This is a genomic window from Planomonospora parontospora (assembly GCA_014647935.1).
Taxonomy (GTDB): domain Bacteria; phylum Actinomycetota; class Actinomycetes; order Streptosporangiales; family Streptosporangiaceae; genus Planomonospora; species Planomonospora parontospora.
Genome location: BMQD01000023.1, coordinates 1 through 22,114, shown reverse-complemented (window position 1 = coordinate 22,114; position 22,114 = coordinate 1). Strand labels below are relative to the sequence as shown.

Genomic DNA, 22,114 nt, shown 5'->3' with positions numbered 1-22,114 from the left:
GTACGCCCGCCGAGCGCCTCGGTGGCCACTTCTCGGGGAATTTCCCTACGACTTATGGATGCACCAATAATGCAATTATAGATCATCCGATGCATGCATGAATAAGAATGCCTTCACAGGTTGGACGAAATGGGACACCAAAATGTTTCCGTCCCAGACGCATCATGAGTCTCTCATTCATCAAGACCATTCAATGGTCATTTCGCGGAAGTCGCAGTAGGTGCTACGGCCTGCCGGGCGCGCGGATGCGGATCACCCGCACCCGGCGGCGGTGGGCGGTCCGCTCGCCGTACCGGGTGCATCGCGCGACCTGACTTACCGGCAGGAGGAGGAAGGCATGGCGGTCCGCCGGAATAACTTCAACGGCGGTAGCCGCGGAGCGGTCATCACGGTCGCGAACTCCGGTGGTTCCAGCGGCGATGCGTTCACCAGCATCGTCGGGAGCCCGCGCTACACCGACACGCACTTCACCTCCATCGGTGGGCAACTGTCAGCGGTCAACCTCACGGTGGACGCTGACACTCACCTGGACTGGTCCGATGTCGCCCAGCCGGGGAACGTGTTCTGCGTCCGGCTCTACATGAAGCTGGTCACGAACGTCGCCAATCCTCAGCGGTTGTTCGTGCTCCTCGGCCCCACCGGCATCGTCGCCGGAGTATGGATCTTCCAAGACGGCTTCATCGCTGCGTACAGCGGGTTGGCCGACAACTACCTCACGGAACTCACCGCGTCGGTCCCGGTCGGCACATGGGTGCGCGTGGAGCTGCGCTACACCATCGCCGCGAATGGCAACGGCACCGTGGAGATGTGGCTGTACCGCACCGCGGACTCCTCCTCCCACGACAGCTATGTCATCTCGCCGAGCACGGTATGGCCCGGGGGAAAGCCCGAGACCGCTGAGTTTCACCTGCGGCGCGACAGCGGCGGCTACTGGCTGCTGGACAACCTCGCCGTCAGCGATACGAAACTCGGCTCGGCGTTCCCCCGTCTCGAAGGCGTCGTCGGCCAGGCCGTCGAGACCGACGCCGCGCGCACGGTCCGCCGACCCGTGCCGGCGTCAACGGCCACGGAGACAGGCACCGGCCAGCCGGTGCGGCGCACGAAGACCAGAACCGTCGGCAGCGCCGCCGAGGCGGGGACCGCACGATCCGTAGCGCGAGCGTTGGCACGGCCGGTCGGCCGCGCCGCCGAGAACGACACCGTCTCCGGGATCCGCTGGGACCTGAAGATCTGGACCGCAGCCGAGACCGGCAGCGCGGCCCCGATCCAGCCGACCAAGACGCTCCCGGTCAGCGGCGCCGCCGAGACCAGCGGCCCGCAGCCCGCGCGACGCTCCAAGGCGCGTCCGCTCGCCCTGCTCACCGAACCGGCCACAGCGCGGCCCATCACCGCGGTGAAGATCCGCGCGGCACGACGCGTCGTGGAGCTCAGCGCGGCCCAGCCCGCGTGGCAGGGACCCGCGCTCGTCACTCCGCTCGGCCCGGCCACCGAGACCGCTTCGGCCGTCGCGGTCATCTACCGGACCCGGACGCTGCGCGTCGCTGCGCTCTACCGGACCTGGCGGATCACCCGGATGCGGCGGGCCTGGTCCGCCGGGTCACCCACCACATAGGGAGGAGGGCCCCCGGGTGGAGCCCATTTCGTCGCTGTCCCGCGAATACGTGTACGTCTTCGTGGAGGGCGCGACCGGAGCCGAAGGCGTGGAGATCGCGTTCACAACGCCGAACGTGGAGCCCACGGAAGCGCAGTGGCGGCCCGCGCTCTGGCACAGCACCGGCCCGCGAGGAGCCGAAGCGCGGATCCTCATCGGCCCGGACACCGACTCGCCGCTGACGGACGGCACCTACCAGGCGTGGGCCCGCATCACCGGCCCCGTCGAACGTCCCGTGCTGCCGGGCGGCCTGGTCCCCATCACCTGAGAGCAGAAAAGGGGTTCCCTCATGCAACGACCCGCCACGGGCCGCATCGTCCGCTACCGAGGCAAGCAGGGCTTGCACGCGCTGCGGGCCGCGATCGTCACCGCCGACGTCGAGACGCTCGACCCCGAGGGTGTGCGCGTCGGGGCGCTGCCCGGCCTCGACAGCGAGTTCCACGTGCATCTGTGGGTGTTCTCGCCCGGTCACGCGCGGGGCGGCTTCGCCGAGTTCAACGTCGGCCCCGGCCAGACACCCGGCACTTGGCACTGGCCGGAGCGCTCATGACGACCTGCGACCGTACGACACCGAGGGAGGTGTGATGGCGCTTCCCGAACACGATCAGGAGTGGCCGCCGCCGTACACGCGCGCTGAGCAGCGCCTCTACCGGCAGTGGGGAGCCTGGTACTCCGGTGACCCGGACGTGCTCGGCCAGGTGTACGGCTCCGGCGTCACCCCGGGCATGGGCCTGGACCTCAAGGGCTGGGACCGGCCGCTGCAGTACGCCGGCGGCACGATCGGCCGGGTCGCCCGCTGGTTTTGGGGGGCACCGACCCCCGCTGGGCAGAGCAGAAGCACGAAGATCCATGTGCCGGTCGCGGCGGACATCGCCGCCACCAGCGCGGACCTGCTGTTCTCCGAGCCGCCGACGCTGCGCGTGTCCGGCAAGAAGGGCCAGGCCCGGCTGGAGAAGGTCCTCGCCGAGGGCGGCGTCAACGGCATCCTGCTGGAGGCCGCGGAGCTGGGCGCCGCCTACGGCGGCGTGTACCTGCGGGTCGGCTGGGACACCACGATGCACGACTACCCGGTGATCGACATCCTCCCCGCCGACACGGGCGTCCCGGAGTTCCACTCCGGCCGGTTGAAAGCCGTGACGTTCTGGAAGATCGTCGCCGAGGACAACAAGGTCGTGTGGCGGCACCTGGAGCGGCACGAGCAGGGCCGCGTCTTCCATGGCCTCTACCAGGGCGACAACGAGCGGCTCGGCATGGCCGTACCGCTGGGAGACCACCCGGCCACCGCGCACTTCGCGGAGATCGTGGACGCTGACGGCGGCTTCGATTCCGGCTTCGACAAGGGATTGCTCGTCCACTACATCCCGAACATGCGCCCGCACCGGACGCTGCGCGGCTCCCAGCTCGGCCGCTCCGACTACGCCGGGGTCGAGCCGCTGATGGACGCCCTGGACGAGACCTACACCTCCTGGATGCGTGACCTGCGGCTGGGCAAGTCGAGGATCATCGTCCCCGAGGTGTACCTCGCCAACACCGGCCGCGGCCGAGGAAGCACCTGGGACCCGGACCGGGAGATCTACTCCGGGCTCGGCATGCTGCCCAAGCCGGGCGGCGGCGACCCGATGATCACCCTGTCGCAGTTCGAGATCCGCGTCGCCGAGCACCAGCAGACCGCCAAGAACCTGCTCGCGCAGATCCTCCGCGGAGCCGGGTACAGCGTGCAGTCGTTCGGCGAGGCCGGGGAGGGCGCGGCCGTCACCGCCACGGAGATCCACTCCCGGGAACGTAAGTCCTACACCACGCGCGGCCGGAAGATCGGCTACTGGACCCCGGCGCTGTCGTGGCTGTCGGAGTGCCTGCTGGCCGTCGACCACGCGGTGTTCGGCACCAAGGTCGTGTCCGAACGCGCGCAGATCGAGTGGCCGGACGGCGTCATGCCCGACCCGGAATCGCTGTCGCGCACGGTGGAGATGCTGGAGCGGGCCGGGGCCGCGTCCCTGGAGACGAAGGTCCGCATGATCCACCCCGAGTGGGACGACCCGCAGGTCAAGGCCGAGATCGCGCGGATCCGCGACGAGAAGGGCCTGAACGTGCCCGACCCCGACCGGATCACCGAGACGGTCGTCCCGGCCGCTGACGACGACTGATGGCCACCGCATCCGCTGAGGATGCCGCCCGCGTCCTGGAAGCGCTGGAGCACGCCCGCCTCGTCGCGCAGCTGTACGCCGACGCCGAAGCGGAGCTGTTCAAGAAGGTCGCCGACAGGCTGCAGGAGCGGCTCGGGGAACCCGAGTACGAAGGGGCCCGGTTCGCGGAGATCCGCGAGCTGCGCCGGGAGGCGGAACGGATCGTCGGCCGGCTGGAGCGGGCCGCGGCCAAGGCCGTGCGCGACGGTGTGACCGACGCGTGGCGGCGCGGCGTCGACGCGGCGCTGGAGGACCTGCGCGGCCTCGGCTCCAAGAAGCTGATCTCGCCCGGTCAGGGCGTGGACGTGCTGGTCGGGCAGACCCTCAACCTCGTCACGCAGGTGCAGGCAGGGGCGCTGCGCGCGGTGGAGGACATCTACCGGCAGGTCATCGCCCGCACCGTGGGCCTGTCGCTGACGGGCGCGCTCACCCGCCGGGAAGCGACGCAGCGGGCCCTGGACCGGTTCGCGAATCAGGGCATCACCGGGTTCGTGGACCGGGCGGGACGGCACTGGGACATGCCGTCGTACACGGAGATGGCGATGCGGACCGCGATGACCCGCGCAACCGTGGACGGCCACCTGGCGGCCATGAGCGAGAACGGCATCGACCTCGTGCTCGTGTCCCGGACCCCGCACGGCTGCCCGCTGTGCGACCCGTGGGAGGGCGAGGTCCTGTCGATCAGCGGCCCCGCCGGGACCCGCACCGAACCGCACGCGACCCGCGACGACGAGACGGTGAAGGTGAAGGTCGCCGCGACGGTCGCTGAGGCCCGCGCCGCCGGGCTGCTGCACCCGAACTGCCGCCATGCCCTGAACGCCTACCTGCCCGGGGTGACGCAACCGGCGCCGCCGGTCAAGGCCTCCGGCACCTACGAAGACACCCAGGAGCAGCGGCGACTAGAGCGGCAGGTCCGGCACTGGAAACGGCGGGAAGCCGCCGCGCTGGACGACGACGCTCGCGCGAAGGCCGGCGCGAAGGTCGAGGAGTATCAGGCGCGGCTGCGGGAGCTGACGAAGGCCACCGGGTTGCGTCGCCGATCGGGCCGGGAGCAGATCGGGGTGCCGCGTCCCCCGCGTCCGAAGCAGACCCCCGCGCCCAAGCCGCCCCGGCAGCGACCGGAGCGACCGGAGCAGCCGACAGTGGAGCCCGCCGAGCCGTCCACCAGCTCGAGACCGCCCGGCGTGCCGGAGCACTGGCCGGTCACGCTGCGGGGCCTGCCGGAGGAGGACCTGCTGGCGTTCATGCAGTGGTACACCGACGACCCGGACATGCAGGAGCGGTTCCTGACCTACCTGGACGAGCTGGAACAGCGCGAAGCCCGGGAGGATGCCGATCCCGGCTGGGCGTGGTCGTGGGAGGAAGACGAAACCCCCGAAGACCGGCGCATCACCGAGCTGGTCGCGGGCGGGATGCCGTACCTGGACGCCTACGCCGAGGTCCACGGCCTGGACTCCGGTGAGCTGCGCCGCCAGGAGGAGCTGAGTCTCCTGCGGCAGGAACGGGAAACCGGCGAGACCCTGGATGCGATGGTCCGCCGCCTGTACGCCGAATGGCTCGACATGCAGGTGGTGGAAGCGGAGAACGCGACCCGGGGCGTGCTGCTGAACAAGCAGGGCGAGGCCGCCGACATCGACCCGCGGACCTTGTTCTCGGGCCGGGCGGACCGGGCCCGCACGTACGCCTCGGAGGAGCTGCTGCGCTGGTGGGGTGATCACCCGCGCATGACGCTGACGGAGTTCAAAGCCCAGATGCTGGAGCGCGACTCCGACCGGCGGGCCGCCCGCCGGATCCGTGAAGGCAGCGCCGGAAAGGAGTTCGGCGTATGAGCTTGTCCACGCTGGATCGGCGGGCCGCGATCACCTTCGGGCGTCTCGCGGCCCGCCGGGGCCTACCGGTCACCGCGTGCCCGTACGACCCGGGCCGCGACGACCGGCACCGCGCCCTCGCGCTGCTGTGGGTGCGCTCCTGGCGACGCCACCGCGACGCATAGCCCCTCCCCATGTTCTTGGCGGACGCGCCTGCCGCGTCCGCCATCCGTGTGCGCAGCCGCTGGCCGGCGGCACGCGGTCGATCCAACTGACCGTTCGTCCTCGCGGGCCGGGGACCGGTCAGAACCGACTACCTGGCTGTTCGACACCCGCGGGCCGGGGTCCAGCCAGTGACAAGGAGTGTCCTTCATGGCCGATGACGACAAGCCGCAGACCGAGCAGACCGAGCAGAGCGGCGCGCAGCCGCCCGTCGAGGCTCCGCCTGCCCCTGTGCAGCAGGAGCAGGAGACCGAGCGCGTCAACCCGGACGCGAAGAAGATCGACCAGCTTCCGAAGTGGGCGCAGGACGAGCTGCGCCGGGCCCGCGCGGACGCCGTGAAGTGGCGTACCGCCGCCGGTCCCGACAGCGTGGGGGCGCAGGAGGCCGCCAAGCGGGCCGAGGACGCCGCCCGGGAGGCGGCGGAGAAGGCCAAGGCGGAGGTCGCGCAGCAGATCGGCCGGGCGCTCGGACTCGTCGCGGACGAGGAGAAGCCGGTCGACCCGTCCGAGGTGATCAACAAGCTCACCACGGAGAAGGAGCTCACCGCCAAGGAGCGGGACGCCGAGCGGGACCGGCACCGTCGTGCGCTGGTCGAGCTGGCCGTTCACCGGCAGTCGATCAAGCACGGCGCGGACCCGGACGCGCTGCTGGACTCCCGGTCCTTCCTCAAGCAGGTCCGTGACCTCGACCCGGACGGCGAGGGCTTCATGACCACGCTGACCGAGACGATCACCAAGGCCGTCGAGGACAACCCGAAGTTCAAGGCCGCGGCCGTCTCCGGGCCGCCGGCGCGTTCGGGTGGCGAGTTCACCGGTGGTCCCGGCCGCTCGTCCGACCCCGAGCAGATGACCACGGACGACTTCCGCCGTGCCCGGCGTAAGCCGCCCACCACCTCCTAGTTCATGGAGTAGAACGTGGCCAATACGTTTCTTACACCGAATGTGATCGCCCGCGCTGCGCTGGCGACGCTGTACGAGACCTGCGTCATGGCGCAGCTCGTGCACAGGGATTACGACGAGGATTTCGCCGCGAAGATCGGCGACACCGTCAACGTGCGTAAGCCCGCCGTTTTCGAGGCGAAGGAATTCTCCCGCGCGAACGGCATCGAGATTCAGAACGCGCAGGAGACCGGCATCCCGGTCACGCTGAACCATTTCGCGGACGTTAGCTTCGCCGTTACGGCGGAGGACCTGACGCTGCGGATCGAGGATTTCGGCGTGCAGCTTCTGAACCCGGCGATGGAGGCCATCGCGCAGAAGATCGACCGGGACATTCTCTCCCTGCGGGACGACATTCTCCAGGAGGTCGGCCGTCCCGGTCAGTGGGCCGCGAACCCGCTGGGTGAGAATGTTTTCGCCTACGACAATCCGCGTTCCGCGATCGACGCCCGTAGGGTGTTGAACCAGCGGAATGTCCCTGCGGCGGACCGTCACCTGGTCGTCGGCCCCGAGATCGAGGCGAAGTGGCTGAGCGACGAGCTTTTCCACCGCGCCGACGCCCGAGGCGACACGGACGGTCTCCGGGAGGCTTCTCTGGGAAGAAGGGTTTTCGGTTTCGATCCGTATCAGACCCAAAACATCACGGTTCCCGCGGGTAGCGTTACCGGGAATTCCACGACCGAAGTCGGCGTGGCTTTTCATAGGACGGCTTTCGCGCTTGTGACGCGGCCTCTCGTCCTTCCGCAGGGCGCGGCCAACGCCGCCGTCGCGAATTACAAGGGCTTCGGCCTTCGCGTGGTCATGGATTACGACATCGACCTCAAGCAGGACGTCGTTTCCATCGACTGCCTTTACGGCACGAAGACCATCGACCCGGACCGCGCGGTGCTCATCAAGGGCAAGGACGTCGGTGACCCCGAGCCGTAATTAACGGCCTTTCTCGCGTCAATTCTTCCGGCCCGCTACATGGCGGGCTTTTCTCATTTCAAGGAGGTACGCGATGGCCGTGAAGGCACGCCTCACCGAGAAGACGATCGCGCTCAAGACACCGGCCGCCGGGACGCACGTCCTGTGGCGGGCGCCGGTGCCGTGCAAGGTCCGCGCGGTGCGCGCCTACCGCGTCGGCGGGACCGGCGCGGCCGTCAACGCGACCAAGACCACCATCGACCCGCAGACCAGCAACCCGGTGACCACCAACCTGCTGCCCACCGACCTGTCGGTGGGCACCGCCGCGCGGTGGGCGTCCGGGGCGCTCGCGGCGGCCCCGGTGCTGAAGCTCAACGCCGGGGACACCCTGACGGCCGTGGTCGTCTCCGTCGCGGGCTCGCCCACGGACCTGATCGTGCAGATCGACGTCGAGCAGGACGCCAACACCTGATGGCGGAGCCGTACGTCTACCGCAACACCCGCACCGGCCAGACGGTCGAGTGGCCCACCCGCTCCGTGCGGCTGGACCACTCGCCCGTCTGGCTGCTCATCTCCGCCCCCGAGGTGGAACCGGAGCCGGTGCCGACGCCGGAGCCCCTGCGGGCTCCGGCCCGGCCGGTCCAGGCCGACCCGAAGGCCGCGTGGGTCGCCTACGCGGTCTACCGGGGCATGTCCGAGGCCGACGCCCGAGCGCTGAGCAAGACGGCGCTGATGGAGGAGTTCGGCCGCGACGACCAGGAGGACGACGATGGCCCGAACTGACCTGACCGCCGTGGCGATGACCCGGGCCGGGGTGAACCTCGGCGCGGCGCTCACCCCGGCCAACGCGGACGGCCACGCCTACATCGACAACGGCCGCCGCATGGTCCGCCTGAAGAACACCGACTCGACGGCCAAGACGGTGACGGTGCAGATCCCGGCCACCGTCGACGGCCAGGACGTCGAGGACCGCGAGTACATCGTCCCCGCCACCACGGGGGACGTGCTCCTGCCGCCGTTCCCGGCCGTCTACCGGCGCCCGGACGGCAAGGTGTTCCTCGACTACTCCGCGATCACCGGTCTGTCGGTCGCGGTGTACGAGCTGCCGGTGTAGGCGATGCAGTACGCGACCGCGGCGGACTACGCCGCCTACACCGGCATCAGCGCGCCGGCCGACGTCGACCGGCGGCTGGAGCGCGCCTCCGAGCGGATCGACGAGCTGCTGATGGGCGCGGTCTACGCGGTCGACGCCGACGAGCGGCCGACCGACCCGAAGGTCGCTGACGCGCTGCGGCGGGCCACGTGCGCGCAGGCCGCGTGGACGCTCGCGGTCGGCGACGAGTACGGCACCGCCTCGGCGTTCAACCGGGTCGAGATCGGGTCGGTGAAGCTGCAGCGGGCCGACTCGGCGGCCGGGACCGCGCCCCGGCACGCGCCGGACGCGGCCTCGATCCTGCGCATGGCCGGACTGCTGCCCGGCATCGTGATCGACGGCTCGAGGTGGTGAGCCCATGACGCTGCTGCCGCAGTGGCTGATGCGGCACACCGCGACGATCCGGCCGTTCCTCGGTGACGGCGCCTACGGGCCCGTCTTCGGGGAGGAGGTCACCGAGCGGTGCCTGGCCGACGACGAGCGGCGGCTGGTCCGCGACGCGGACGGAACCGAGGTCGTCTCCGACCTGACGCTCTACATGCGGCCCGGCGTGGTGTGCCCGCCCGGGTCGGAGGTGACCGTCAACGGCCGCACGACCACGGTCATCGTCTCCCACGCCCGCGACGGCGGCGGTTTGCCCACCCCGGACCATGTGGAGGTGGCCTGCACGTGACCAGCATCGAACTCGACTTGAAGATCAACGTGGAGGCGTTCACCGCGGAGCAGCGCCGCGCGGCGGCCCGGGGCCTGCACAAGGCGACCCGGCATGTGCTGACCGCCTCCAACCAGCGGGTGCCGTTCGAGACCGGTGACCTGGAACGCTCAGGCCGGCCGGTCGTGGACGAGGTGAACCTGCGCGGCGTCATCTCCTACGACCAGCCGTACGCCGTCGCCCAGCATGAGGAGCTGGGGTACCGGCACGAGCGCGGCCAGGCGAAGTATCTGGAGTCGGCGCTGCGCGAGGAGGCCGACACCGTGCGGGAACTCATCGCGGCCGAGCTGAGGCGGGCGCTGCGATGAGCTGGACCCGTGACCTGCTGACCGGTCTGGCCGAACTGCTGGCCGCCCGGGGCGTCGGCGACTGGAACCCGTCCGGCATCTACACCGACGCGCAGACCGCGATCACGATCTCGGGTCTGCCGTCGAAGCCGGACCTGGCGATCTCCCTGACCTACTACGGGCTCGGCAACGACGGGGAGGACGTCACCCAGGCGGACGCCTCCGCGCAGGTGCAGGTCCGCATCCGGGGCAAGGCCGACCCGCGCCTGGTGGACGACCTGGCCGACGAGGTGTTCGAGGTGCTGCACGGCCTGTCCAGCACCGAGCTGCCCGGCGGGGTGTGGGTGCTGCTGTGCCAGCGGACGATCGTCGCGCCGCCCGACCGGGACCAAAACGGCCGCCGGGTCCGCGCGGACTCCTACGACCTGCTGTGTCACCGGCCGTCGCTGCACCGGGCCGAGTGACCCGCACCTTTCCTCATCAGCGAATGCGGTTCCGCATTCGCTTTTTCTTTCACGAAGGAGAGATCAATGGCGCTGCGCTCCTTGCTCGCCAAGGACTGGACCGTCGAGGTCAACACCGGTACCCAGGCGGTGCCGGTGTGGACCCCGATCAAGGGCCTGACCAAGTTCGCCGAGACCATCGAGTCCGAGACCCAGGACGACAGCGACTTCGACAGCAACGGCTGGGGCAGCGACGTCGTCACCCAGCGGAAGTTCAAGCTGGAGTGCGAGGGCCGCCGCAAGCGCGACACCGGCTCCCCGACGTTCGTGCCCGACCCGGGCCAGGAGGCCGTCCGGCAGGCCGGCCGCGTCGTCGGCGTCGAGGCCAACATCGAGGTCCGCTGGTACCGCAAGGACGGCTCCCCGGACGCCTACCAGGGCTTCGCCGCCGTGGACTACAAGGGCGGCGGCGGTGAGACGACCGACCTGGAGCCGTTCGCGTTCGACCTGCTCGGCCAGGGCGAGCCGACCGAGATCGAGAACCCGGCGGCCGCCTGATGACCAAGTTCCGTGATCTCACCGAGTTCTTCGACCCGACGCTCAAGTTGCCGGTCGGCGGCAAGACGTACGTGATCGAGCCGGTCGACGCCGAGACGGGTCTGCTGTGCCGCCGCCTGATGGAGGTGTCCATCGAGGCGGCGGGCGGCGGTGAGCCCGACACCGAGGGCCTGGAGGCGCTCGTCCTGGACGACGACCAGGAGAAAGACCTCTACAAGCGGATCCTCGGCGGCGTCTACGACGAGCTGTTCGCCGACAAGCTCGACTGGCCGGTGATCCAGCACATCGGCACCACGGCGCTGGTGTGGGTCGTCGCCGGACTCGACGCGGCGGTCAAGCACTGGGAGTCCGCGGGGGAAGCCCCGGCCCCGAACCGGGAGACACGTCGAGCGGCGGCGGCCCGATCGACCCGGTCACGGGGCTCCGCGAGTGGTACGACCCCGACGACGGCCTCAGCGTCGAAGAGGGCCAGAAAGTAGCGTGGGCCGACCTGCTGGCCCGGTGGGCGCTGGTCGAGGCTGACCTGCACGAGCACTACGGCCTCGACGTCGGCGCCCCCGGGATGCTCGCGTCCCGGTCCTGGCGGTGGCTGCAGGTGCGGCTGCTGGGTCTGCTGGCGGCCGACACGCGGATCGCTCGCGCGCTGGCCCCCCCGGACGACGGCGGCACGCGGTGAAGCCGCGGCTGCTGGACGCGTGCTGCGGGGTCGGCGGAGCGACGCGCGGCTACCAGATGGCGGGCTGGCACGTCACCGGCGTCGACATCAACCCGCAGCCCCGCTACATCGGTGACGCGTTCGTCCAGGCGGACGCGATCACCTACATCCGTGAGCACGGCCACACCTACGACGCGATCCACGCGAGCCCGCCGTGCCTGGCCTCGACTGCGCTGATCAAGGGCACGAACAAGGGCCGCGAGTACCCGCAGCTCATCCCCGCCACCCGGGAGGCGCTGCAGGAGACCGGGCGGCCGTGGGTGATGGAAAACGTCGTCGGAGCTCCGCTGCGCCGGGACCTGCTGCTGTGCGGGGAGATGTTCTCCCTCGGGGTGCTGCGGCACCGGGTCTTCGAGCTGAGCCCCCCTGACCTCGTCGGCCCGGTGGAGCACCCCAAGCACCGGGGCCGGGTCTCCGGTATCCGTCATGGCCGCTGGTACCGGGGCCCGTACGTCGCCGTGTACGGCAAGGGCGGCGGCAAAGGCACCGTCGCGCAGTGGCAGGACGCCATGGATATCCACTGGCCGGCCACGCGACGGGAGATCGCTCAGGCGATCCCGCCCGCCTACACCCACCTGATCGGTCGCGCCCTGCTGGCGCACCTCGGCATGGACACAGAGCAGGAGGTGAGCGGCCCGTGGCACTGAACGTGGGCGAGTTGTTCGCGACCATCGACCTGCGGGACCGGCTGTCAGCCGGGCTGCGGCGCGCGATCGGGAACCTGCGGGACGCCGCCCGGGAGGCCGGCGTCCACATGAGGTCCATCGGCGGCAACGCGACCCTCATGGGGGCGTCGCTGGTCACCTCGGCCGCGAAGTTCTCCGTGATGGCGTCCGCGATGGCGGTGACCGGGCAGGGCGCGCTCTCGCTGGGGGCGGCGCTGGCCCCGGCCGCCGGGATCATCGCGGCGTTGCCCGGCGCGGTCGCGCTCGGGGCGGCCGCGCTGGCGACGCTGGCGGTCGCCCTGTCCGGCGTGGGGGAGGCGTTCTCCACCGCGCTGGGGGACGACCCGGCGAAGTTCGCCGAAGCGCTGGCGAAGCTGTCTCCGGCGGCGCGGGCCGCCGCGCTGGAGGTACGGGCGCTCAAGTCCGCGTTCGACCAGCTCAAGTCCAGCGTGCAGGACGGGCTGTTCGCGCCGCTGGCCGGGCAGATCAGCGCGGTCGCCTCGGTCCTGGGAGGCCCGCTGCAGGCGGGGATGACCGGTGTCGCCTCCGCGTTCGGGCAGGCCGGGGTGCAGGTCGCGGAGTTCCTGCGGTCCTGCACCGCTGTGATGGCGGTCAACACGATCTTCGCGTCGCTGCGGTCGGCGATCGAGTCGCTGACCCCCGCGATCCAGCCGCTGCTGACCGGCTTCGCCAAGCTCGCCGCGGTCGGCGCGGCCTTCTCGGCGACGCTCGCGCCGGGCATCGCCGAGGCCGCGACCCGGCTCGGGAACTTCCTGTCGGCCGCCGCGGACTCCGGGCAGGCACTCGGGTGGATGCAGGGCGCCGTGGAGGTGTTCCGGCAGCTCGGCTCGATCTTGCAGGACGTGTGGGGCATCGTCTCCGGGGTCTTCGACGCGATGCGGACCTCCGGCGGTGACGCGCTCGGCGTCATCGGGCAGCTCCTCGACGGTCTCAACGCGTTCGTCAACAGCGCGAGCGGCCAGCAGACGCTGGTGGCGGTCTTCACGACCCTCGGTCAGGTCGGCCAGGCCCTGCTGCCGGTGATCCTGGCCATCGCCAGCGGCATCGGGGCCATCGCGCCGCTGGTGGGGCAGCTCGCCCAGGTGGTCGGCCCGGTCCTGACGACCGCGATCAACGCGATCGTCCCGGCGATCTCCGCGCTCGCGCCCGGGGTGATGGTCGTCGTCGGAGCGATCGGCCAGGCCGTGGCCGCGATCGGGCCGACCCTGACACCGATCGGTGAGGCGATCTCCGGAGTTCTGGTGGCTGTGGCTCCGCTGATCCCCGTCATCGGGGACCTCGCGGCGCTGATCGCCTCGACCCTGGCGGCCGGCGTGCAGGCGGTCACTCCCGCGCTGGGCCCGCTGGTCGCGGCGTTCGGGCAGCTCATCACCGCGCTGTCGCCGTTGATCCCGCAGGTCGTGACGCTGGCGGTGACGCTGCTCAACGGGCTGCTTCCGGCCATCACTCCGCTGATCCCGATCGTCGGGCAGCTCATCGCGCTGTTCGCCGGGACGTTCATCCAGGTCCTACAGATTTTCGCCGCTGCGCTACTGCCGATCCTGCCGCCGTTGTCGCAGCTCGCGGAGGTCCTCGCCGGGGTCCTCATGCAGGCCATGCAGGCGCTCATGCCGTTCATCGTGCAGCTCGCCACGGCCATCGCATCCCTGCTGCCGACGCTTACGCCGTTGATCACGCTGGTGACACAGGTCGCCGCGCAGCTCGGGCAGATCCTCGTCCAGGCGATCACGCTGCTGGTGCAGGCGCTCTCACCGCTGATCCCGGTCATCGTGCAGGCCACCTCGACCATCGGGACGGCGCTGCTGGAAGCGCTGATCGCGCTCATGCCGTCGATCATGCAGATCATCGATGCGTTCGTGCAGCTCCTGCCGGTGCTGACGCCGATCGTGGGGATCGTCGCGCAGCTCGTCTCGGCGTTCGCCCCGCTGGTGGCGGAGATCCTGCCGGTCGTGACGCAGTTGATCACCGCGTTGACGCCGGTGGTCGTGCAGATCGTCGGCGCGTTCGGTCAGCTCCTGGCCGCGTTGATGCCGGTCATCTCGGTCCTGGCGGACATCGTCATCGCCCTGATGCCGGTCGTGACGTGGCTGGTGCAGGTCGCCGCGGCGATCTTGGAGAAGGTCATCCCCGTCGTCGGGGACCTGATCAAGTGGGTGATCGATCTCGCGGCGAAGATCCTCGCGGAGTTGACCCCGGTGTTGCAGTGGGTGCGCGACAAGATCCCCGAGGCGTGGGAGTGGGTGAAAAGCAAGATCAGATCGGCGATCGAGGACATCAAGAGCGTCATCAACTGGTTCTCCGAGCTGCCCGACATGCTCGGCCGGTGGATGATTGACGCCCGCGACGCCGTCACGCAGCGATTCGCTGAGCTGGTCGACTGGTTGCGCGGCTTGCCGGTCGCGATCTTGAACGCGATCGGTAACCTCGGCGGGCTGCTGTCCGGCCTGGGCCATGACCTGATCATCGGCCTGTGGAACGGCATCGTGGGCATGTGGGACTGGTTCAAGAACGCCATCTGGAACTTCTTCTCCAGCATCATGCCGCAGTGGGTGAAGGACGCCCTCGGCATCGCCAGCCCCAGCAAGGTGTTCGCCGAGATCGGCCGCTTCACCATGATGGGTGTGAGCGAGGGCATGCTCGCCTCGCAGCGCGGCGTGCTCAACACCGCCGCCGGGATCGCGGGCCGGTTGTCGAAGTCGTTCAACCCGCAGCTCACCGCGAGCGCCGGATCGACCGGCCTGCCGGTGACCGGCGGTGCCCGGACGGCGGGCACGTCGATCCACGTGGTCAACCACTACCCGCAGGCCGAACCGACGTCCACGACGGTCAACCGCGGCCTGCAGTACGCGGGCGCTCTGGGGGTGGTGTGAGGTGCCGACCTACACGCTCGACGGCGTCCCCCTGGACCACCCGGCCGGCTGCTGGACGCTGAAGAAAGGCACCCGGCGGCGTCCCCTGCCCGGGGTCCGCGCGGTCGAGGTGTCGGTGCCGGGCCGGGCCGGGGAACTGCCCGTGCTCGGCCTGGACCACGCCACCACGACCATCCCGCTCGTGCTCGGCGTCACCGGCCGGTCCCCGGCGGGCGCGCACGGCGGGTTCGAGCAGTTGGAAGCGAACCTGGAGGCGCTGGCGGCGCTGCTCGGGGTCCGGCACCGGCTGATGACCCTCACCTACACCGCCGGGTCGATCACCCGGGCGGCGGAGGTGACCATCACCGCGGTGTCCGACCCCGAGGTCGACGTCGGCGCGGTCCGGGCCCGGTTGACGGCGTTCGCGCGGGTGCCGGGCGTCTACTGGCGCGACCCGGCGGAGGCGACCTGGGCGGGTTCGGCGAACGCCTCCGCGCAGCCGGTGACGACGCTCGCCGGGTCGACGGCGCCCATCACGGACGCGCTGGTGCGCGTCACCGGACCGGCCGTCAACCCGCGCATCACCGATGTCGCGACCGGCGGCGCGGTCACCCGGCCGGGCGGTCTGCTCACCGGGGAACGGCTGCTGCTCGACTGCGCGACGATGCGCGCCGCGCTCGTGGACACCGACACCTGGGACCTGGCCGCCGGAGACGACGTGACCGGCCAGATCGACGCGACCGGCCCCGGCTCGGCGTTCCGCTGGATCCACTTCACCCCGGCGGTCGCGCTGGCCGACCCGCACTCCCGGGCGGTGCTCGTCACCAGCTCGGCCACCTCCACCACCGCGGACTCCCGGCTTGAAATCCGGGCGCGCCGCGCCTACCTGTAAGGGAGAAGACCTGATGGCACCTGAGTGGACGCCCGACCCGATTCCGCCGGCCAGCTCGGCGGTTCCGCTGCACAAGCACCCCGAGTACCGGTCCTTCGGGCAGAAGGGCACCGTCCAGTCGATACCGGTGGCCCACGCCAACAGCGTCATGGAGCCGGGGAGCGTTCCGGCGCTGTACGCGGTGAAGCTCACGCTGCCCGCCAAGGTCGGCGCGGCCGGGGTGGCGGTGCTGAGCAAGCCCGGGGTGAACGTGTCCGGGCTGTGGCGGGCGGCGGTCTACAGCGCCTCGGGCGGGAAGCTGCCGCTGGCGATCAGCGAGCCGTCCGGCGTCACGGTGAAGATGTGGCAGACGGCGACGTTCCAGTGGCCGGTACCCCCGGCGGAGACCGACCGGGACGTGTGGGTGGTGCTGGAGACGGGCGGCCTGGCCGAGGCGGGCCTGATGCACCACAAGATGTGGTCCCCGGAGCTCGTCGCGAGCCTGTGCTACAGCACGTCCCAGCTCACCGAGCTGCCGCGTGAGCTGACCTTCGGCGGGTGGACGCCGGAAGGCCGGGTGCCGGTGGTCGCGCTGAACTGACATGTGCTGCTGGTCGAGGCAACGTCAGCACTGAAAATTCGGGCCTGTTGCATCGACCTGTGATCGTGTCGGAGAGTTCTGCCGATGCCCTAGGGTTTTTACGTGGTTGAACACGCCGAACCGTTCCCGGGGCCGGAGGACTGGCTGCTCAAGAGCGTCCGGAGCTTCCTGGAGAACTATCTCAGCTCGCAGGTCGAGGCGCAGGCCCGCATTGATCGCAACCTGGAGGAGTCTCGCCAACGGCTTCAGGAGCGTATCGACCAAGCCTTGGATAGACCGCGCAGTCTGGTCCAGGCGAGGATCGAACAGGCTTTGGAAGCACAGCGCCAGCGGATGAGTGAACTCGCCTGGCAGGCCGTGGAAAGGCATCAGGAGCGGACGAAGAAAGCTGCCGAGGCCGCAGTCGGGCACCTTTTCGCGCGGCATGAATCTGCCCTTCAGAGGGCTGCCCAACAACTCTTCGCTGTGGATCGCGCGGCGCTGATCCGCATGATCAAGGCTCTCCAGGACAACGCCGAGCGGCCTGCCGAACAACCTCCTGTGGTTGGCGAGATGGCATCCTCGCTGCCCCCGCTGCAGATGTCCGCCTCCGGCACCGTCACGGCCACGGGTAGTATCGAGATCACCACCATAGATGTCTGGCCTGGTGAGTGGGATAGGGAGAAGACGAAGAAATTCGTCCAGTTCTACTTCGCGTTCCTCGCCTTGGTTCTCCTTGGTTCTCTGGCTCACCGCCTCCCGGATGAGTTCGATGTGGCTACCGCAGTGGTGGGCGGCGGGGTGCTCCCGGGTGCCCAAGCGATGTGGATCTACGTGGGCAAGGCGTTCGACAAGCTGTACCCCCCGGACAACGAGTCCTAAGCCACAGCGCGGCACCAACATGAAACGAAGGGTTGCGAGGCCGGGATCAGTTCCAAGGGTTAGGCCAGTTCAGCCACTGGCCCAATCCGGCATACGTTCCCACCGCTGTGACGATGAAGCCGAGCACCCACGCGGCTACCACCCATCCCCGATTTGATTTCGGCTCAGGTCCACCCGAGGTGGACGTATTGGTGATACCTCCGCTTCCACCATTGTGGTAGTTGACGACGGCTCCCTGGCCCGCGTTGATGTTGACTGCCCCCGGAACCGCCTTCTCCAAGGCGTTATTGGTGTCAGCGGAGGAAGGTGTTTCCTGACCTTCAGGCATCAAAGACCTCAGTTCTGCGACGAATACGGCCAGCGCCGTACGGACTCGATCCACAGCACCCGCTACATCGGCCGGATTGACTTTCCAGGAAATCTCGCCGATCTGTTCGAAGCCGTGGAGTTCCCCCATGTCTTGGAGCTTCTTCGTGAGCATGGCGGCGACGATGCTGGCATCGCTGAAGGTATATGACAACTCCTCCTTCTGCGCGTCGCCCTCGACGGTCTTGATCGGCTGACGGAGGAGAACCTCTTCGCCAATGGAATCATGCAGTTCTTCCGGAAGTGCCCTAGGGCTGATCCGCTGTGTCCGCTTCATGGGGCCACGCCATATATCAATGTGAAGCGAGGCGCCGATTTTCCTATACTCCGGCAGTTCATCACTTCTGCTGTAGCCATCCAGTTCCTTGGTAGCCCAATTACGCAAGGAAGCGGATTTAGCATGGCCGCTCAGGAGAACACATAGCCGAAGGGCATCGGTGATCGACGCGCGAGGATCACGCAGACTGAGTTCGATCTGTTCTACGAGTGACCTGTCGCGGTCAGGGAGAGAAGGCGTCACGGGCACTTACCCATTCTCATGTGCTTTACCTCACAGGTGGTAATCCAGGACGCGCCTGGCCGCTGAGTCATCGTGGCGCGCCTCCCAACATTGGCCGCAAGCAGCCCGAGTTGGGATGTGATGCACATCACACAAAGGAGGCGCTGCTGTGTATGACCTCCGGTTTGTGGTGCACGCCCCGAACGGGCCCCGTCTCGGCACCCTGCCGCACCCGCTGAGCTGCGACACCGGGTGGCCGCTGGACGACGTGCCGAGCCTGCGGCTGCGCTACAGCGCGCACGCGCTCGGCGCGGACCTGCTCGCCTCCCCCTGCGAGGTCGCCGTCGAGTGGTCCGTCGACGGACAGACTTGGACCGAGGACCCCGACTCGCGGTTCCTGCGGATCAAGCGGGCCGTCAACGACGTCGACCGGACCGGCACGGCCGTCTACGAGATGCCCGGCTACGGCTGGCAGCTCCGGAAAGTCGTGCTGTACCCCGGCGGGACGCTGGTCGACGGCAAGCGGGCGTTCCTGTCGGCGACCGCCGGGGAGATCCTGCAGACGTTCCTGGCCGAAGCGCAGGCGCGCGGCACCGCCCTCGGCCTGGACTGGGACTTCACCCCGGAGCGCGACTCCGCCGATGAGTCCTGGTCGAAGGTCTTGACGATCTACTACGAGCCGGGCCTGGACGCGCTGACCACGCTCATCAACCTGTCCGAGCAGGGCGTGTGCGACTTCCGGATGCAGGGCCGTACCTTGCAGGTGTTCAACGCCGACGCCGGCGGCGAGCTGGACCGGGACCTGGCCAGCGGGGACGCTCCCGTGGACCTGCGCTACGGCCGCGACATCGTGGACGCCCCCGATGAGGGCACCCTGGAGGACCTGGCCAACGCGGTCCTCGTCGTCGGCGACGACGGGTTCCGTGTCTCCTTCTCCTCCGGGGCGACGGCCGGGCCGTGGGGCCGGTGGGAGACCTACGTCGGCCAGGGCGGTGTCTCCGACATGGGCACCGCGACCCTGCTCGCGCAGGCGGCCCTCACGCGCGCCGCTGCCGAGCGGATCCAGCGGACCCGGCAGATCACCCTGGGCACCGCGCGGTGGCTGCCCTGGCGCGACTACCGGCCCGGGGATCGGGTGCTCGCGCCCGGCGACGGCGGTGTCTTGGAGCCGCTGCGGATCCGGCAGATCACCCTCGTGCGGGACGAGCGGGGCCACATCACCGGCAACCTGATCTTGAATGACCGGTTCCTCGAGCGCACGGTACGGCTCGCGCGCCGCACGGCCGGCATCGTGGGCGGGTCGACCGCGGAGGGCGGGTCGGGGGCGCGTCCGGCTCCGGAGGCTCCCTCGCCGCGCACTCCGGCCGCGCCTGCCGGGTTGATCGTGAATCCGCTGGCGTATCTGGACGCGGCCGGGACCGCTCAGGGGCAGATCACCGCGACGTGGGGAGCGGTCATCACGGACGGGGGCGGGGTCGCGCTCACCGTGGGCGGGTACGAGCTGTTCGCGCGCCGCAACGAGACCGGTGCCCCGTGGTTTCTGATCGCGATGACGGAGGCGACCGACACCACGGCGACGTACTCGCCACTGCCGGTCGGGCAGGCGTGGGCGTTCAAGGTCCGCGCGGTCAACCTCGGTCAGCGCGGGCCGTTCTCCGCTGAGGTGGCGGTGACGATCCCGGATGACCCGCATGCGCCGCCGGTGCCCTCGGCTCCGCAGCTGTCGACTCGGCTCGGCGTGATCCGTATCGGCTGGGACGGTCTCGGTGCGGGCGGGGAGGTGATGCCGCCGGACTTCCACCGGCTACGGATCTGGATGCAGGACCCGCTCGCGCCCGGCTGGGCGGAGGTCGGGTATCTGCAGGCCGCCGGGTCGGTCGTGGTGCCCGGCCAGCCGTACGGCGCGGACCGCGAGGTGCGGTTCACGACGGTCGACTACTCCGGGAACGAGTCCGCGCCTTCACCCGGCGCGGTCATCGCCACGGTGCCGCTCGTGGCCGGGGACGCGGCCGAGGAGTCCATCACCACCGGCAACCTGACCGCCAACGCCGTGACGGCCGACAAGCTCGCGGTGGGCGCGGTCGAGGCTGAGCACATCGCCGCCGAAGCGGTCACGGCGGGCAAGCTGGAGGCCGTGCTGACCCTGTCGACGCGGATCGTCGCCGGGTCACCGGCCGCCGCCCGCGTCGAGCTCAACAGCGCCGGGTTGCGGGCGTTCAACCCCGATGGCGTGCAGACGGTGGGCATCTCCGCCGCCTCCGGCGCGGTCGCCATCGTCGGGCAGTTCGCGTCCGGCACGGTCGGCCGGCGGATCATCATCAACCCGGCGGGCGCCGTGGACCCGGAGATCCGCTTCTACCCCGGCAGCGGATCGAACTTCGCGCGGATGTACGTCGACGGCGACGGCTCGATCATCCACGTCTCCGGTCTGTCGCCGGACGGGACGCGCCGCTCGGCGGTGATCCAGCGGGGCAACGAATGGCGGGCCTACGTCTACGACCCGGCCACGGGCCTGGCCGGGGGCGGCTACACGCTGGCCACCCCTTCGGAGCTGGAGGTCGGCTACAACGACATCAACGCGAACCTGCAGCGGTTCCGGTTCACGTCCGCGGCGGCGGAGTACCGGGGCCGCTGGTCCTACAGCGGCGCTGAGGCCGGGCTGATCATGTTCGCGCTGAACCTGAACTCGGGCAGCTCCTACAGCAACATCGGGTGGGGCGCGACCCTGCTGTCGGTGCCGCTGTGCGTGGTCGGCGCGGAGTATTCCTCCGGCACCGGCGCTTCGACGCTCAGCATGTTCGTGCGCAGCCGCACGACGTCGAACTTCGGGATCGCGGCGGCCACCACGACGAACACGGGCCAGCCGGTCGTCGCGATGATCTGGGCCTGGCGGCAATGACCACTTCAGGGGGGCGGCTGTGGCGGTAGCGCAGTGGGTCGTGACGAGCGTAGAGGAGACCACGGACACCTCGGGGCGGATCCCGTTCTGGGTGATCACCTACCGGGTGCCGGAGAGCGTCGCCGACGACGGCGTGGTCACCTACTACCTGCCGAAGGCGGCACTGGAGCACCGGGTCGCCGAGTACGGCCTGGACAGCGTAGAGGAGGCGCTGGAGATCGCGCTGTACGAGCCGGTGCTGGGACCGCACCAGGCCGCCGGGGAACTGGACATGCTCACCCCGGCGCTGCTGAGACCGCCGGAGGCCCGCGCCCAGGTGGACCAGCAGATCGCCATCTGCAAGGAGAATTACGGCGTGGTCGTCACCGCGCCGTCCGCGCCGCCGGACGCGAGGGTGAGCAGGGCCACGAGCGCGGCCCGGGACCCGCTGCGCGTCATCCGTGAGCAGACCCGTATCGACCCGATCCGGACGGCGGCGCTACGCGTCGAGCTCGACCGCATCCGGATGACCTACCAGCGCACCCAGGAGGCCACCCGTGGCTGAGCAGCAGCCGTTGAACGTCAGCTACGAGCAGATCATCGAGGGGCTTCGCCGCCGGATCGGCGACCTCACCTACGAGAACGTGCTCCTGGGCACGGCCGTCGATCAGTTACAGGAACGGATCACCGAACTGACCGGAGACGACCGTATGAATAATTGCCATTGATGAGCTGACCCGCGTCATGTCGAGGGCTTTTCCTCGGGCAAAGCCAACGCTGCGCCTGCAAGGAGAGCACTCCTAATGCTCTGCGAGAGTGCGCCCTCTACCGAATTCGCCTGCTCGGTAAGATTCTTCATTGATTCGTCATCATCGGTTATGGATAGTAGATCTAGATACTTGCCGTTCCCGTCGAGGACTTTTTTT

The 22,114-nt window shown here is 69.6% G+C and carries 27 protein-coding genes; 25 read left to right on the top strand and 2 right to left on the bottom strand.

The annotated features are described in order from the left end of the window. The first annotated feature begins 271 nt into the window (after positions 1-271). From IEZ07_RS28100 to IEZ07_RS27990, 22 genes are all read left to right on the top strand, one after another. Positions 272-1,612, top strand: a complete 1,341-nt coding sequence (locus tag IEZ07_RS28100; RefSeq protein ID WP_191897522.1) for a hypothetical protein — start codon at positions 272-274, stop codon at positions 1,610-1,612. A 16-nt stretch (positions 1,613-1,628) separates the two neighbouring features. Continuing rightward, positions 1,629-1,919 carry a hypothetical protein gene (locus IEZ07_RS28095; RefSeq protein WP_191897521.1) on the top strand — a complete coding sequence of 97 codons (291 nt, stop codon included), beginning with the start codon at positions 1,629-1,631 and terminating at the stop codon, positions 1,917-1,919. 21 nt (positions 1,920-1,940) lie between these two features. Continuing rightward, positions 1,941-2,201 carry a hypothetical protein gene (locus tag IEZ07_RS28090; protein WP_191897520.1) on the top strand — a complete coding sequence of 87 codons (261 nt, stop codon included), beginning with the start codon at positions 1,941-1,943 and terminating at the stop codon, positions 2,199-2,201. Positions 2,202-2,235: 34 nt separating this feature from the next. Further along, entirely contained in the window at positions 2,236-3,795 is a 1,560-nt protein-coding gene (locus tag IEZ07_RS28085; RefSeq protein ID WP_191897519.1) for a phage portal protein, read from the top strand. Then, on the top strand, positions 3,795-5,663 hold the full coding sequence (locus tag IEZ07_RS28080) for a phage minor capsid protein (protein WP_191897518.1): 1,869 nt from the start codon (positions 3,795-3,797) through the stop codon (positions 5,661-5,663). The genes IEZ07_RS28085 and IEZ07_RS28080 overlap by 1 nt, the downstream gene beginning before the upstream one ends. Next, a complete protein-coding gene (locus IEZ07_RS28075; protein WP_191897517.1) occupies positions 5,660-5,827 on the top strand; it encodes an Rmf/CrpP fold protein in 168 nt (55 codons plus the stop codon). The genes IEZ07_RS28080 and IEZ07_RS28075 overlap by 4 nt, the downstream gene beginning before the upstream one ends. Positions 5,828-6,014: 187 nt before the next feature. Then, positions 6,015-6,764 carry a hypothetical protein gene (locus IEZ07_RS28070; protein ID WP_191897516.1) on the top strand — a complete coding sequence of 250 codons (750 nt, stop codon included), beginning with the start codon at positions 6,015-6,017 and terminating at the stop codon, positions 6,762-6,764. A 15-nt stretch (positions 6,765-6,779) separates the two neighbouring features. After that, positions 6,780-7,730, top strand: coding sequence for a major capsid protein (locus IEZ07_RS28065; protein ID WP_191897515.1), 951 nt, complete (start codon positions 6,780-6,782; stop codon positions 7,728-7,730). 73 nt (positions 7,731-7,803) lie between these two features. Beyond that, positions 7,804-8,181 (top strand): hypothetical protein, encoded by a 378-nt coding sequence (locus IEZ07_RS28060; protein WP_191897514.1) that lies wholly within the window; start codon positions 7,804-7,806, stop codon positions 8,179-8,181. Continuing rightward, complete coding sequence (locus IEZ07_RS28055; RefSeq protein ID WP_191897513.1) at positions 8,181-8,492, top strand: hypothetical protein; 312 nt, start codon at positions 8,181-8,183, stop codon at positions 8,490-8,492. The genes IEZ07_RS28060 and IEZ07_RS28055 overlap by 1 nt, the downstream gene beginning before the upstream one ends. After that, positions 8,479-8,823: a hypothetical protein gene (locus IEZ07_RS28050; protein WP_191897512.1), complete on the top strand. Its 345-nt coding sequence runs from the start codon at positions 8,479-8,481 to the stop codon at positions 8,821-8,823. Before IEZ07_RS28055 ends, IEZ07_RS28050 begins: the two co-directional genes overlap by 14 nt. A 3-nt stretch (positions 8,824-8,826) precedes the next feature. Further along, positions 8,827-9,216 (top strand): hypothetical protein, encoded by a 390-nt coding sequence (locus IEZ07_RS28045; protein WP_191897511.1) that lies wholly within the window; start codon positions 8,827-8,829, stop codon positions 9,214-9,216. 4 nt (positions 9,217-9,220) lie between these two features. After that, positions 9,221-9,535 carry a hypothetical protein gene (locus IEZ07_RS28040; protein WP_191897510.1) on the top strand — a complete coding sequence of 105 codons (315 nt, stop codon included), beginning with the start codon at positions 9,221-9,223 and terminating at the stop codon, positions 9,533-9,535. Beyond that, positions 9,532-9,882, top strand: coding sequence for a hypothetical protein (locus IEZ07_RS28035; RefSeq protein ID WP_204054671.1), 351 nt, complete (start codon positions 9,532-9,534; stop codon positions 9,880-9,882). Before IEZ07_RS28040 ends, IEZ07_RS28035 begins: the two co-directional genes overlap by 4 nt. Beyond that, positions 9,879-10,325 carry a minor capsid protein gene (locus IEZ07_RS28030; protein ID WP_191897509.1) on the top strand — a complete coding sequence of 149 codons (447 nt, stop codon included), beginning with the start codon at positions 9,879-9,881 and terminating at the stop codon, positions 10,323-10,325. Before IEZ07_RS28035 ends, IEZ07_RS28030 begins: the two co-directional genes overlap by 4 nt. Before the next feature lie 66 nt (positions 10,326-10,391). Then, on the top strand, positions 10,392-10,862 hold the full coding sequence (locus tag IEZ07_RS28025; protein ID WP_191897508.1) for a phage tail tube protein: 471 nt from the start codon (positions 10,392-10,394) through the stop codon (positions 10,860-10,862). Next, positions 10,862-11,341: a DUF7426 family protein gene (locus tag IEZ07_RS28020; RefSeq protein WP_191897631.1), complete on the top strand. Its 480-nt coding sequence runs from the start codon at positions 10,862-10,864 to the stop codon at positions 11,339-11,341. The genes IEZ07_RS28025 and IEZ07_RS28020 overlap by 1 nt, the downstream gene beginning before the upstream one ends. A gap of 193 nt (positions 11,342-11,534) precedes the next feature. Further along, on the top strand, positions 11,535-12,224 hold the full coding sequence (locus IEZ07_RS28010) for a DNA cytosine methyltransferase (protein ID WP_191897507.1): 690 nt from the start codon (positions 11,535-11,537) through the stop codon (positions 12,222-12,224). Beyond that, complete coding sequence (locus IEZ07_RS28005) at positions 12,215-15,133, top strand: phage tail protein (protein ID WP_191897506.1); 2,919 nt, start codon at positions 12,215-12,217, stop codon at positions 15,131-15,133. Before IEZ07_RS28010 ends, IEZ07_RS28005 begins: the two co-directional genes overlap by 10 nt. A gap of 1 nt (position 15,134) precedes the next feature. Then, positions 15,135-16,004, top strand: coding sequence for a hypothetical protein (locus IEZ07_RS28000; protein WP_191897505.1), 870 nt, complete (start codon positions 15,135-15,137; stop codon positions 16,002-16,004). 13 nt (positions 16,005-16,017) lie between these two features. Beyond that, positions 16,018-16,584, top strand: a complete 567-nt coding sequence (locus IEZ07_RS27995; protein ID WP_191897504.1) for a hypothetical protein — start codon at positions 16,018-16,020, stop codon at positions 16,582-16,584. A gap of 102 nt (positions 16,585-16,686) precedes the next feature. Beyond that, positions 16,687-17,445 carry a hypothetical protein gene (locus IEZ07_RS27990; RefSeq protein ID WP_191897503.1) on the top strand — a complete coding sequence of 253 codons (759 nt, stop codon included), beginning with the start codon at positions 16,687-16,689 and terminating at the stop codon, positions 17,443-17,445. A 46-nt stretch (positions 17,446-17,491) separates the two neighbouring features. Here IEZ07_RS27990 and IEZ07_RS27985 read toward each other — a convergent pair whose 3' ends face one another. Further along, positions 17,492-18,337, bottom strand: a complete 846-nt coding sequence (locus IEZ07_RS27985) for an AbiTii domain-containing protein (RefSeq protein ID WP_191897502.1) — start codon at positions 18,335-18,337, stop codon at positions 17,492-17,494. Between the two features lie 160 nt (positions 18,338-18,497). Between IEZ07_RS27985 and IEZ07_RS27980 the strand changes: the two genes are divergently transcribed. From IEZ07_RS27980 to IEZ07_RS27970, 3 genes are read left to right on the top strand one after another with little or no spacing between them, the layout of a single operon-like run. Next, positions 18,498-21,209 (top strand): fibronectin type III domain-containing protein, encoded by a 2,712-nt coding sequence (locus IEZ07_RS27980; RefSeq protein WP_191897501.1) that lies wholly within the window; start codon positions 18,498-18,500, stop codon positions 21,207-21,209. Between the two features lie 40 nt (positions 21,210-21,249). After that, positions 21,250-21,753 (top strand): hypothetical protein, encoded by a 504-nt coding sequence (locus IEZ07_RS27975; RefSeq protein ID WP_191897500.1) that lies wholly within the window; start codon positions 21,250-21,252, stop codon positions 21,751-21,753. Beyond that, positions 21,746-21,916 (top strand): hypothetical protein, encoded by a 171-nt coding sequence (locus IEZ07_RS27970; RefSeq protein ID WP_191897499.1) that lies wholly within the window; start codon positions 21,746-21,748, stop codon positions 21,914-21,916. Before IEZ07_RS27975 ends, IEZ07_RS27970 begins: the two co-directional genes overlap by 8 nt. A gap of 14 nt (positions 21,917-21,930) precedes the next feature. Here the strand turns inward: IEZ07_RS27970 and IEZ07_RS35995 are convergent. Next, on the bottom strand, positions 21,931-22,114 hold a 184-nt coding region (locus IEZ07_RS35995), incomplete at its 5' end, for a hypothetical protein (protein WP_301549358.1).

What these genes read in the sequence shown, in the direction of transcription:
- IEZ07_RS27995 (WP_191897504.1), top strand. Translation starts at nt 16,018, where the DNA reads ATGGCACCTGAGTGGACGCCCGACCCGATTCCGCCGGCCAGCTCGGCG.
- IEZ07_RS28060 (WP_191897514.1), top strand. Translation starts at nt 7,804, where the DNA reads ATGGCCGTGAAGGCACGCCTCACCGAGAAGACGATCGCGCTCAAGACA.
- IEZ07_RS28030 (WP_191897509.1), top strand. Translation starts at nt 9,879, where the DNA reads ATGAGCTGGACCCGTGACCTGCTGACCGGTCTGGCCGAACTGCTGGCC.
- IEZ07_RS28075 (WP_191897517.1), top strand. Translation starts at nt 5,660, where the DNA reads ATGAGCTTGTCCACGCTGGATCGGCGGGCCGCGATCACCTTCGGGCGT.
- IEZ07_RS28090 (WP_191897520.1), top strand. Translation starts at nt 1,941, where the DNA reads ATGCAACGACCCGCCACGGGCCGCATCGTCCGCTACCGAGGCAAGCAG.
- IEZ07_RS28070 (WP_191897516.1), top strand. Translation starts at nt 6,015, where the DNA reads ATGGCCGATGACGACAAGCCGCAGACCGAGCAGACCGAGCAGAGCGGC.
- IEZ07_RS28020 (WP_191897631.1), top strand. Translation starts at nt 10,862, where the DNA reads ATGACCAAGTTCCGTGATCTCACCGAGTTCTTCGACCCGACGCTCAAG.
- IEZ07_RS28085 (WP_191897519.1), top strand. Translation starts at nt 2,236, where the DNA reads ATGGCGCTTCCCGAACACGATCAGGAGTGGCCGCCGCCGTACACGCGC.
- IEZ07_RS28045 (WP_191897511.1), top strand. Translation starts at nt 8,827, where the DNA reads ATGCAGTACGCGACCGCGGCGGACTACGCCGCCTACACCGGCATCAGC.
- IEZ07_RS28055 (WP_191897513.1), top strand. Translation starts at nt 8,181, where the DNA reads ATGGCGGAGCCGTACGTCTACCGCAACACCCGCACCGGCCAGACGGTC.
- IEZ07_RS28080 (WP_191897518.1), top strand. Translation starts at nt 3,795, where the DNA reads ATGGCCACCGCATCCGCTGAGGATGCCGCCCGCGTCCTGGAAGCGCTG.
- IEZ07_RS28025 (WP_191897508.1), top strand. Translation starts at nt 10,392, where the DNA reads ATGGCGCTGCGCTCCTTGCTCGCCAAGGACTGGACCGTCGAGGTCAAC.
- IEZ07_RS28050 (WP_191897512.1), top strand. Translation starts at nt 8,479, where the DNA reads ATGGCCCGAACTGACCTGACCGCCGTGGCGATGACCCGGGCCGGGGTG.
- IEZ07_RS28040 (WP_191897510.1), top strand. Translation starts at nt 9,221, where the DNA reads ATGACGCTGCTGCCGCAGTGGCTGATGCGGCACACCGCGACGATCCGG.